This is a genomic window from Pseudarthrobacter sp. RHLT1-30-1, from assembly GCF_059383415.1.
In genome coordinates this window covers 122,013-133,006 of the sequence record NZ_JBWZCG010000005.1, presented here as the reverse complement: position 1 = coordinate 133,006, position 10,994 = coordinate 122,013, and the positions used below count along the sequence as shown (strand labels likewise).

Below are 10,994 nucleotides of genomic sequence, written 5' to 3'. Positions count from 1 at the left end.
GTCGGATTTGCTGCATATTCATATGATGTTATGTAGATTCAGTCCGAGGGTCAGGCTGCGTTTGGTGACCCGGTTCCCGGTCTCCACGAACCAGCAGGATGCCTGTTTCACCCGCATTGATGCGTACATGTGAGCGCCAAAGCAGTCCCAAGCGATGTGACCTATACAAAAGTGCATCTGCGCAATGGCCAGAAATGCCTATGCGGCCGTTGGGTTCCCGGAACGGCTATCGAATGGCCGCCTCCGGAACCCGGCTGAGGTCCGTCCCATGTTTTATGTACCTGAGAGGAACTGATGAGCCTGCAGCCGATTACCGTCACCGGTCACGTCCAGAAGGAAGCGTGGCAAAACAATGTGCTGCCACCCGTGGAGCAACTCGGCACGGATGTGTGGTCCATCCCCGTACCGTTCCCGGACAATCCCATGCGTTACACTCTGAGCTACCTGCTCCTGGGGGCCGGCGACGCTGTCCTGATCGATCCGGGCTGGGACAGCGACACGGGCATGGAGCATCTGGCCGCCGGCCTGCGGCAGGCCGGACTGGGGCTTACCGACCTGACGGGGATCGTCGCGACCCATTTCCACTCAGACCATCTGGGGATGGCCGCCCGCTTGCGGACGGCAACCGGGGCGTGGGTGGCCCTGGGCGACCGGGAAGCGGGCCCGATCACCGCCAATGAGGACCCGGAGCTCTTCCTCCGCACTCACCGAGAGGAGCTGATGCTGTGGGGCGTTCCGGCGCACAGACTTGCCGAGGTGGCCATGGGCCATGGAGCAGTCGCCCGGCTGCAGAACCTCGCGGATCCGGACGTCCTCCTCGCAGACGGCGGTCGGGTGCCCGCCAAAGGGCTCAACCTGCGAGTGGTCACCACCCCCGGTCACTCGCCGGGGCATATCTGCCTGATCGATGAACCGCACGGCCTGATCTTCAGCGGGGACCATGTCCTGCCGCGCATCTCCCCGCACATCGCCCTGGATCTGCCCGGGCTGGCCAACCCGCTGGCGGAATACTACGAATCTCTGGACCTGATCGGGTTCGAGGACGAGATGGAGGTCTGCCCTGCACACGAGTACCGGTTCAGCGGCATGCAGCGGCGGGTTGCACAGCTGATCGAGCACAACCGCGAACGCTCCTCCGAGGTCCTCCGGGTGCTGGAGGCGCACCGGCCCGACACCGTGTGGGGCATCGCCCCGCACCTGAGCTGGTCCCGCGGCTGGGATTCCCTGCAAGCCAACTCGCTGCGCCTGGCACTCTCCGAAACAGCCAGCCACGTGGTGTACCTGCGCTCCCAGGGCCACGACATCGACGTGCCCGTCACGGAACAACGCCCGGCTGTGTCTCGGTGACAGCAGTCTGCCGGACAAGCTCTGGATCTGGGGCGACCGACAGATGAGACCACCGAGCACCCCTGTCCAGGATCTGATACCAGGGCATCAGTATCACCTCGGCAGTTAGAGACAGATTAATTCTGGCTGCCGAATACCAAAAGGGGGACCTCATGGCACCTTAGGAATCAGGACAGGGACGGTGAAGCTCATGCAAAGCGGACGATCAGCGGTAGCGCTTGCATCCGGGACAACGATCAGTGGGGGGTTTGTTGTATTTCTCTTCGCGGCCCTTTTCCTGGAGATTCAAAAAGATGTAGACCTCCCTGACTGGTTCCTCGGTTGCGCCGTAGCAACATACTGGGCGGGTTCCGCGGCCTCGTCTCTGACGGCTGGTCGCCTAGCCGTATCTCTAGGTGTCCGATACACGATGACTTTAGGAGTGTGCCTCGCTGCCACATCGATGGTTGGGATGGCGCTGCCGTACAGCCAGTGGTGGTCCCTTCTAGCATGGTCCTTCATAGGAGGCGCCGCGAACAGCCTTGGTCACCCAGCTTCGAATCAGCTTGTGGGGAAGTGGGTACGTCAGAGCCGGCTGGGGCTCGCGTTCGGAGTCAAGCAGGCAGCCAACCCGTTAGCAGCAGCGCTGGCCGGCATCAGCGTCCCCCTCATAGCGTTGACGTGGGGATGGCAGGCGGCACTCCTAGGGTTTGCCGTCGTCACCTTTGTATTCGGAATCTGGATCCTAGGTAAGGGACCACGTTTGAAGAAAAGCGCTGCGAAGAAGTATGCCAGTTCAGGCTTGTCTCCCCAACAAGTGAAGTGGTTCTTCTGGCTTGCAGTCGCAACGTTCCTCGCGTCGACGGCAGCCGTGACAGCCGCAACCTATGTTGTAGTCGCGGGCGTCGAAGCTGGTTTGTCTCACAGTCAAGGCGCTCTTCTACTAGCCGCGGGAAGTATCAGTGGGGCGGTCAGTCGGGTTGTTGTGGGCCGCTTGTCCGACAATGCCTCAGAGCAGTTTGCCCTCAGAACGACGGTGGTCTTGCTTATGGGAGGCAGTATCGGACTTGTGCTGGCTGGCACAGCAAACGGAACTGTCTTTTCCATAGGAATTGTCCTAGCGCTAGGTCTCGGATGGGGATGGCCCGGGCTAACCCATCTTTCAGTAACGAAAATTGCGGGGGCAGCAACTCCCGAGGCGACGGGTCTTGTTCAGACGGGATCCTACTTGGGAAACTGCCTTGGGCCCCTTACTTTCGGCTTGCTGACCCAGATCTTTCCAATGACAGTGCTTTGGTCAATGCTTGGTCTTTGTATGCTTGCCGCCAGTGGCATAGTCATCGTGTTGCGTCGGCGACTCCCAATGCATTAATAAAGCGGCGGCGACCATTTAATCCGGGGTGTGGCTTCGCCTGCGCCCTGGCCTCCAGCTGACTTCTTAGCGCAAGAATTCGCCAGGACGCCCCCAGCCGGCTGAACCGACTTACGGAACGCAGGGCGACGTCCTAATTCTTATACGTTGAGTGGACTCGCGGGGTCGTGCCCGAGTGCTGGCTGCCTGGGCAGCCGAAGCATGTCGTTTACGGCTGCGACGTAGACGTTCAGCTGACCCTGATGCTCAGGATTGAATTTGTCTGCTTTCAGTTCCACAACAACATAGCGGTCAGAAGGTACGTGGTAGAGCAAGAGGTCAACGAAGAAATCATCTCCATCGACTTCAAGGTGGTACCGGCGCCCGACGAAAGCGAAGCCCGGACCGAACTCAGCCAGGGTTTGGACCAGACGCAGCGTCATGGCTTCCACAATGGCCTGTTCCTGGGCTTCTTCGGTCAGCCCCAGGAAGTCCGGGACTAAAGGGTCTTAAGCAACCTCCCGTGCCAAGTCCGTGCCCTCGCCCGGCAGCCTGGCCTCGAGGTTGTTCGGGGCAGCACCGGCGCGGGCGTGGAGGGAAGTGAGAATCTGGTGTTCCAGTGTGGCCACTAACCAACCCTGTTGGACGGCTTTTGACGTGTATCATCGACGCAGCTCATGGTCGTCCAGCTTGTTCAGGAGCACGACGTTGTGGCTCCAGCTCAATTGTCCAGACGGCGTCTGGACAATTGGTTCCGGACCGTTCCATGCTGGGGCGAAGGCGCGAAGATTGTACACGTTGGTTCGGGAGAACCCGCAGATCGCGTGCGAGCCGGTCAAGGACTTACTCCCCCATGGCTCGTTCACCTGCCGGTCCAGAATGGTCCGGCCGATGTTCCAGTAGAGATCGATCGTGGCGGTATTTACGACGGCTGCGCGCGGTGTTGGGCCTCCCGTACGAAACTTTTCAGGGTCGCGAGTGCAATGTCGCCACACTCCTGGTCCGTCACTGCTCCCTCCTCGGCGCAGAGGCTCAGCGAGCAGTGCCACACATCCGCCGGCTTGTAGCCGTTCTCGACCCGTTCCTTTTTCGGCGTCCCAGCAGAAGTCCTTTTGAAGAACCACGCCGCGGCGGCGGCGAGCCCGGTCAGCTGCCGACGTAGGCCGCGAGGTGCTCGCCGGTGAGGGTGGATCGGCCGGCGACGAGGTCCGCCGGGGTGCCCTCGAAGACGATCCGGCCGCCGTCGTGCCCCGCTCCCGGACCGAGGTCGATGATCCAGTCGGCGTGCGCCATGACGGCCTGGTGGTGCTCGATGACGACGACGGACTTGCCGGAGTCGACGAGCCGGTCGAGCAGGCCCAGCAGGTTCCGGACATCGGCAAGGTGCAGGCCGGTGGTGGGTTCGTCGAGGACGTAGACGTCACCCTTCTCCGCCATCTGGGTGGCCAGCTTGACGCGCTGCCGCTCACCGCCGGACAGGGTGGTGAGCGGCTGGCCGAGGGTGAGGTAGCCGAGCCCGACGTCGACCAGCCGGTCCAGGATCTTGTGCGCCGCCGGCGTCCGGGCCTCCCCGTCTGAAAAGAACCCCTCGGCCTCGGTCATCGACATGGCCAGCACCTCGGCGATGTTGCGGCCGGCCAGCTTGTATTCCAGCACGGACGCCAGGAACCTCCGGCCCTCGCAGTCCTCGCAGGTGGACTCGACGGTGGCCATCACACCGAGTTCGGTGAAGATGACACCCGCGCCGTTGCAGGTGGGGCAGGCGCCTTCGGAGTTGGAGCTGAACAGCGCCGGCTTCACGCCGTTGGCCTTCGCGAACGCCTTGCGGATCGGCTCGAGCAGGCCCGTATATGTCGCAGGGTTGCTGCGCCGCGAGCCCTTGATGGCACCCTGGTCGATGACCACCACACCGTCCCGGCCGGCCACGGAGCCCTGGATCAGCGAGCTCTTGCCGGATCCGGCCACACCGGTGAGCACACACAGCACACCGAGCGGGATGTCGACGTCGACGTTCCGGAGGTTGTTGGTCGACGCACCCCGCACCTCAAGCGCGCCCGACGGCGTACGCACCGTCTCCCTGACCGTGGCCCGGTCCTCGAAGTGGTGGCCGGTGATGGTGTCGCTGACCCGCAGGCCCTCCACACTTCCCTCGAAGCAGACGCTGCCGCCCTCGGTGCCAGCACCGGGACCGAGGTCAACGACGTGGTCGGCGATGACGATGGTCTCCGGCTTGTGCTCGACGACGAGCACGGTGTTGCCCTTGTCCCGGAGCTGGAGCAGGAGCTGGTTCATCCGCTCGATGTCATGCGGGTGCAGGCCGATCGTCGGCTCGTCGAAGACGTAGGTGATGTCCGTCAGGGATGAGCCCAGGTGCCGGATCATCTTGGTTCGCTGGGCCTCTCCCCCGGACAGGGTGCCCGCCGGCCGGTCCAGCGAGAGGTAGCCCAGCCCGATTTCGGCGAAGGACTCGAGCAGATGCCGCAGGCCTTTGAGCAGCGGCGCGACCGACGGCTCGTTGAGCCCGCGGACCCAGAGGGCCAGGTCGCTGATCTGCATCTGGCACAGCTCGGCGATGTTCTTGCCCTGGATTTTCGAGGACCTGGCCTCGGGGCTGAGCCGGGTGCCGTTGCACTCGGGGCAGGCCTGGAAGGTGATGGCGCGGTCGACGAAGGCCCGGATGTGGGGCTGCATCGCCTCGACGTCCTTGGAGAGCATCGATTTCTGGATCTTTGGGATCAGGCCCTCGTAGGTGAGGTTGATGCCCTCGACCTTGATCTTGGTTGGCTCCTTGTAGAGCAGGTCGTTCATTTCCTTTTTGGTGTATTTCGCAATCGGCTTGTCCATGTCGAAGCCGGCGCCGCTGAAGATGCGGCCATACCAGCCGTCCATGCTGTAGCCGGGGATCGTCAGGGCACCGTCTGCGAGTGACTTGCTGTCGTCGTAGAGCGCGGTGAGGTCGAAATCGGAGACTGAGCCCATGCCCTCGCACCGCGGGCACATGCCGCCCAGGTAGACGGCGTTCTGGACGACGCTTTTTTCCACCCTGCCGCTCTTCTCGGTGCTCATCACCCCGCTCGCCTTCCGCGTCGGGACGTTGAAGGAGAACGCCGTGGGCGGCCCCACGTGCGGGGATCCGAGCCGGCTGAAGAGGATCCGGAACATGGCGTTGGCGTCGGTGGCCGTGCCCACGGTGGAGCGGGGGTTCGCGCCCAACCGCTCCTGGTCGACGATGATCGCCGTCGTCAGCCCCTCGAGGAAGTCGACGTCGGGCCGTGCCAGGTTGGGCATGAAGCCCTGCACGAAGGCGCTGTAGGTTTCGTTGATCATCCGCTGAGACTCCGCGGCGATGGTGGCGAACACGAGCGAGCTTTTGCCCGAGCCGGAGACGCCCGTGAACACCGTCAGACGGCGTTTCGGGATCTCGATGCTGACGTCCTTGAGGTTGTTCTCGCGCGCGCCCTGCACGCGGATCAGATCGTGGCTGTCGGCAACATGCGGCTCGGTGTTTCCCATGACGGTCATGCTAGCAGCGGCCCGGGCGGCGCCGGGTTTGACGGCGCCAGGTGGCCTGGCCGGCAAAACGTCCCAGCTAGGCGGAGCGCCCGTCGAGCGTGTCCTGGATGCGGCGCGCCACTTCGGCGGTGGGGGTGGATCGGGGAAAAACGGCCACTACGAGGTCATCGCTGGCGGGGGCGGCGGATGTGTCACCCGGGGACAGTACGCCGAAGATGCGGCGAACCGTCCGCAGTTCGTTTTTCAGGTTCTGGAGGGAACCGCGGGGGGAATCCAGCATCATTTCGCGCAGCACGTAGTTGTGCGTGGCGGTGACCGCTGCGGCGAACCGGATCGCGTCAAGTGTCGCCAGGCTTGGGAGGGACTGCCGGAGGTAGTCCGAAAAAAGACGCTCGTAGCGGGACACCATGATCGTTTCCCGGTCCCGGAGCGCGGGCACCGCCTGCACCACTTGGTAGCGTTTCTGGGCTATTTCCCGGCGTTCAGAAAACCTTCCAAAGACAAGTGCCGCGGCCTGGCATACCGCTTCCCAGGGATCGGGATGCCTCCGGGCCAGATAGCTGCCCAGCTCATCGAGCAAGGCCTCGTGGTCGGCAAAGATCACGTCTTCTTTGGCGCGGAACTGGCGGAAGAAGGTGCTCCGGGAGATTCCGGCAGCCTGGGCAATTTCTTCGACGCTGGTCGGGTCGTAGCCGTTGGCGGTGAACAGATCCAGGGCGGCCTCGGCCACCTCGGAACGGAAATTACCCACTGATGCCATCCCGGTACAGTAGCAGCGCATCGCCCTGTCCTCCGCCGCCGCAGAGTGCGACGGCGGCTTTGCCGCTGCCGCGGCGCACCAGCTCATGGACGGCCGAGACGACGAGCCGCGCTCCGGAGGCGCCGATTGGATGTCCGATGGCGATGGCACCGCCGTTGACGTTCACCTTGTCCAAACCGACACCCAGGTCGGCCGCGGAGTGCGCAACCACCGACGCGAAGGCCTCGTTGATCTCCACGAAGTCCAGGTCAGCGGGCGTCCAGCCCGCGCGGGCCAGTGCCGCGGTGATGGCCTGCGCCGGTTTGTCGGGCAGCGTTGTGTCCGGCCCGGCAATCTGCCCGGCGGGCCCGACGACGGCGAGCACCCCGAGTCCGTTGGCGTCAGCGTACCCGCGGCTCACTAGCACGACGGCCGCGGCCCCGTCGCTTAACGGCGAGGCATTTCCGGCGGTGACGGTCCCGGTGGCTGTGAAGGCTGGCTTCAGCCCGGCCAACACCTCGAGCGTGGACTGCGGGCGGACCCCTTCGTCGATGCTCACCAACGTGGGTGAGCTGCGCTTCTGCGGCACCGCAACGGGGGCTATCTCGGCGTCGAACAGCCCTTCTGCCTGGGCCGCGGCCGCACGCTGGTGCGACAGCGCCGCGATCCGGTCCTGCGCCGCGCGGGAGAGCTGAAGCTCCGCATTGGCGCGGTCTGTGGCAAGTCCCATCAGTTCGTCGTCGAAGGCATCGGTCAGTCCATCGTGACTGGCTGAGTCCAGGGCCGTGACATTGCCGTAGAGATAACCGGCGCGCGAGCGGGCCAGCAGGTGCGGCGCCTGGCTCATGGATTCCTGGCCGCCGGCCACGACGACATCCGCCTCGCCCAGTCGCAGCAGCCGGACGCCTTCGATGATGGCCGTCAACCCGGAGAGGCACACCTTGTTTACCGTGACGGCGGGGGTTTTGAGCGGTATGCCTGCCGCCACAGAGCTTTGGCGTGCAGGGTTCTGGCCCGCGCCGGCGGTCAGCACCTGGCCCAGGATGACGGCGTCGACGGCCGCCGGATCGATTCCGGAGCGTTCCAGGGCCGCTGCGATGGCGGCGGCGCCAAGCTGCACGGCGCTCAGGGCGGCCAGTTGGCCCATCAGTTTTCCCTGCGGCGTGCGGGCCGCGCCCACAATGACGATGTCCTGCTGGCTCATTTGGCGGCTTCCTGGCTGGAGGCCGTGGAGCTGATGCCCAGGGCGCGGAGCTGGGACTTCAGGACTTTTCCGGTGGAGTTGTGCGGGAGTTCGTCGGGGAAAATGACCCGGTCCGGCACCTTGAAGCCCGAGAGCAGGCCCTGGACGTGCAAGCGGATTTCCTCGGCTGTGACCGGGGTGGAGTTGCTGCGGATGACAAAGGCCACCGGGCGTTCGCCCCATTTCTCGTGCGGGACGCCGATCACGGCGACGTTTAATACTGCAGGGTGGCTGCTGATGGCTTGCTCCACCTCAATGGTGGAGATGTTCTCTCCGCCGGAGATGATGATGTCCTTGGCCCGGTCCTTGAGCTGGATGTAGCCGTCCGGATGCATCACGCCGAGATCTCCGGTGTGGAACCAGCCACCGGCGAAAGCTTCGGCCGTGGCCTCGGGATCCTTGAAATATCCCAGCATGACGTTGTTGCCCCGCAGCACGATTTCCCCCAGCGTGGTGCCGTCCGCCGGGACGTCGAGCATGTCCAGGTCCACGATGCGCGCCGTCTCGGCCTGCAGCATCCCCACCCCCTGCCGTGAGATCTTCACGGCCCGCTCCTGCGGGGACAGCTCATCCCACTCGGGCTGGTCCTCGCAGATGGTGTAGGGGCCGTACACCTCGGTCAGCCCGTAGACGTGGACCACGCTGATCCCGAGTGAGTCCAGGGAAGTAATGATCGCGGGCGACGGCGGGGCGCCCGCCGTCGTGATCCGCAGCGGCGCGGTGAGCCCGTGTGCCTGGGGCGCTTCGGCAATGATGCTGCATACCGTGGGGGCGCCGCAGAGGTTGGTGACGCCGAGTGTGTCGATAGCGTCCCAGACTGCATCAGCGCGCACGGCACGCAGGCAGATGTGGACCCCCGCCACCGCGGTGACAGCCCACGTCGTGCACCAGCCGTTGCAGTGGAACATCGGAAGCGTCCACAGATAGCGGGTGTCGCCGGTGAATTGGTTGTGGATGGTTTCCCCGAGTGAGTTCAGGTAAGCCCCGCGATGTGAATACAGCACGCCTTTGGGCTTGCCCGTTGTCCCTGAGGTGTAGTTCAGCGTGATGGGGGTGCGTTCGTCCTGGACTCCCCACGGGAGATCTGTCTCCCGGCCAGCAGGGGCAGCGAGGAAATCCGCATAAAGGGAGGCGCCGATCCCCGCCGGGACCTCCGGACAGGGGATGGTGCTGTCGGGCACTTCGATCACGCCGGCCAGCTGCGTCGGGCCAAGGTCCAGTCCCGCAACGGTGCCCAGCAGCTCCGAATCGGCAAACAGCAGCCTGGCTTCGGAATGCTCCAGGATGTACTGGAGTTCCCGGGCGGTCATCCGCGTGTTCAGTGCCACGAGGACGCCCCCGGCGAGCGGAACGGCGTAGTGGGCGATCAGCAGTTCAGGCACATTGGGACACAGGAAGGCCACCCGGTCCCCCGGCTGGATCCTGGCCCTGATCGCCTTGGCCAGCTGTTGGGCTTCGGCGGCGAATTCGGCATAAGTGTAGGAGCGGTCGCCGTGGATGATCGCTGTCTTCTGCCCGAAGACCTCGGCGGAGCGCTGGAGGAAGCGCAGGGGGCTCAGCGGGGTTTCGTTGGGAAGCTCGGTTGTGGTCATGGCGGGTCCTTTAGGCGAAGGCGCTGTGTCCGGTGACATCGCGGCCGATCAATAGGGTCTGAATGCTTTGCGTGCCTTCATAGGTATGAATGGATTCGATGTCCAACAGGTGCCGGACCACGTGGTTTTCCAGCAGGATGCCGTTGCCGCCGAGCATGTCCCGGGCGATGGAGGCCAGCTCGCGGGCCTTGCGGGTGTTGTGGTACTTCGCCATGGCAGCTTGGGTGGGGCGCATCAGGCCGGCGGCATCAAGGCCCGCGAGGTGGAAACAGTGCAGCTGCATGCTGGTCAGCTCCGAGAGCATGTAGGTCAGCCGTTCCTGGACCAGTTGGAACTTTGCCAGCGGCTTGCCGAACTGTGTCCGCTGCGTGGCGTAGTTCAGCGCAGCTTCGTAGACGGCGGTGGCGTGGCCCAAGGCCGACCAGGCCACGCCGAGCCGGGTGGCGACCAGGACCCGGGAGGTGTCCTTGAAGGTACGCGCGCCGGGGAGCAGGTTGGCCTTGGGGATGCGGACGTTGTTCAGCCTGATCCGGGCCTGGTGGATGGCGCGGAGCGACGCCTTTCCGGTGATGGTCTCGGCTTCGTAGCCCTCCCGGTCCTGCTCCACCAGGAAGCCGCGGACATCGCCGTCGTCATCGCGTGCCCAGACCACGGTGACATCGCCCACCGAGCCGTTGCCGATCCACTTCTTCTCGCCGTTGAGGACGTACTCGCCGCCGTCGAGCGTGGCGGTGGTTTCCAGTGCCACGGAGTCCGAGCCGTGGTCGGGTTCCGTCAGGGCGAAGGCGCCGAGCTTTTCGCCCCGGCCCAGCGGACCCAGCCAGCTGGCGCGCTGGGCATCCGAACCGAACATGGCGATCGAGCGCATTGCCAGGCCGCCCTGGACCGCGATCACGGTACCCAGGGAGCCGTCCCCGCGGGAGACTTCCATGTTGACCAGTCCGGCGCCCAGTGGCGTCATCCGGTCCAGGCCTTCGACGTCAATGCCGTCGGCCAGCAGGTTCAGGCCGCCCATCCGCTTGGCCAGGTGGGCGGGGAACTCGGCGCGCTCCCAGTAGTCGTTCATCTGCGGCAGGGCCTCCGCGGTGAAGGCCCTGGCGCGGTCCCAGACTTCACGGTCGGCGCCAGGGATATTCGCGAAGACAGAATAGTAGTCAGTGTCGAGTGGTTCGGAGACGTCATAGTCGGGCATGGCTTGCATCCTTAGCGGAGGAGTAGGGGAAAAGGGAC

The 10,994-nt window shown here is 64.5% G+C and carries 9 protein-coding genes; 2 read left to right on the top strand and 7 right to left on the bottom strand.

The genetic code is table 11. The features are described from left to right. Positions 1-294 precede the first annotated feature (294 nt). On the top strand, positions 295-1,347 hold the full coding sequence (locus tag AC50YM_RS06060; protein ID WP_494956067.1) for an MBL fold metallo-hydrolase: 1,053 nt from the start codon (positions 295-297) through the stop codon (positions 1,345-1,347). Between the two features lie 190 nt (positions 1,348-1,537). Continuing rightward, the gene (locus tag AC50YM_RS06055) at positions 1,538-2,698 is read left to right on the top strand and encodes an MFS transporter (protein WP_494956097.1); all 1,161 of its coding nucleotides are present in this window, start codon (positions 1,538-1,540) and stop codon (positions 2,696-2,698) included. A 140-nt stretch (positions 2,699-2,838) separates the two neighbouring features. Here the strand turns inward: AC50YM_RS06055 and AC50YM_RS06050 are convergent, their stop codons facing one another. The 7 genes from AC50YM_RS06050 to AC50YM_RS06020 all read right to left on the bottom strand — a co-directional run bounded on the left by AC50YM_RS06050 (position 2,839) and on the right by AC50YM_RS06020 (position 10,965). After that, complete coding sequence (locus AC50YM_RS06050; RefSeq protein ID WP_494956066.1) at positions 2,839-3,129, bottom strand: PDDEXK nuclease domain-containing protein; 291 nt, start codon at positions 3,127-3,129, stop codon at positions 2,839-2,841. Between the two features lie 210 nt (positions 3,130-3,339). Then, positions 3,340-3,672: a DUF1016 N-terminal domain-containing protein gene (locus tag AC50YM_RS06045; protein ID WP_494956096.1), complete on the bottom strand. Its 333-nt coding sequence runs from the start codon at positions 3,670-3,672 to the stop codon at positions 3,340-3,342. Positions 3,673-3,823: 151 nt separating this feature from the next. Further along, positions 3,824-6,190 (bottom strand): ATP-binding cassette domain-containing protein, encoded by a 2,367-nt coding sequence (locus AC50YM_RS06040; RefSeq protein ID WP_494956065.1) that lies wholly within the window; start codon positions 6,188-6,190, stop codon positions 3,824-3,826. Positions 6,191-6,266: 76 nt separating this feature from the next. Next, on the bottom strand, positions 6,267-6,950 hold the full coding sequence (locus tag AC50YM_RS06035) for a TetR/AcrR family transcriptional regulator (protein ID WP_494956064.1): 684 nt from the start codon (positions 6,948-6,950) through the stop codon (positions 6,267-6,269). Beyond that, the gene (locus AC50YM_RS06030; RefSeq protein ID WP_494956063.1) at positions 6,934-8,133 is read right to left on the bottom strand and encodes an acetyl-CoA C-acetyltransferase; all 1,200 of its coding nucleotides are present in this window, start codon (positions 8,131-8,133) and stop codon (positions 6,934-6,936) included. The genes AC50YM_RS06035 and AC50YM_RS06030 overlap by 17 nt, the downstream gene beginning before the upstream one ends. Continuing rightward, positions 8,130-9,764, bottom strand: coding sequence for an AMP-binding protein (locus tag AC50YM_RS06025; protein ID WP_494956062.1), 1,635 nt, complete (start codon positions 9,762-9,764; stop codon positions 8,130-8,132). The genes AC50YM_RS06030 and AC50YM_RS06025 overlap by 4 nt, the downstream gene beginning before the upstream one ends. A 10-nt stretch (positions 9,765-9,774) precedes the next feature. Continuing rightward, entirely contained in the window at positions 9,775-10,965 is a 1,191-nt protein-coding gene (locus AC50YM_RS06020) for an acyl-CoA dehydrogenase family protein (protein WP_494956061.1), read from the bottom strand. Positions 10,966-10,994: the final 29 nt, after the last annotated feature.

Excerpts from the sequence above, each read along its gene's own strand:
- AC50YM_RS06060 (WP_494956067.1), top strand. The coding sequence starts at position 295 with ATGAGCCTGCAGCCGATTACCGTCACCGGTCACGTCCAGAAGGAAGCG.
- AC50YM_RS06055 (WP_494956097.1), top strand. The coding sequence starts at position 1,538 with ATGCAAAGCGGACGATCAGCGGTAGCGCTTGCATCCGGGACAACGATC.
- AC50YM_RS06040 (WP_494956065.1), bottom strand. The coding sequence starts at position 6,190 with ATGGGAAACACCGAGCCGCATGTTGCCGACAGCCACGATCTGATCCGC.
- AC50YM_RS06035 (WP_494956064.1), bottom strand. The coding sequence starts at position 6,950 with ATGGCATCAGTGGGTAATTTCCGTTCCGAGGTGGCCGAGGCCGCCCTG.
- AC50YM_RS06030 (WP_494956063.1), bottom strand. The coding sequence starts at position 8,133 with ATGAGCCAGCAGGACATCGTCATTGTGGGCGCGGCCCGCACGCCGCAG.
- AC50YM_RS06025 (WP_494956062.1), bottom strand. The coding sequence starts at position 9,764 with ATGACCACAACCGAGCTTCCCAACGAAACCCCGCTGAGCCCCCTGCGC.
- AC50YM_RS06020 (WP_494956061.1), bottom strand. The coding sequence starts at position 10,965 with ATGCAAGCCATGCCCGACTATGACGTCTCCGAACCACTCGACACTGAC.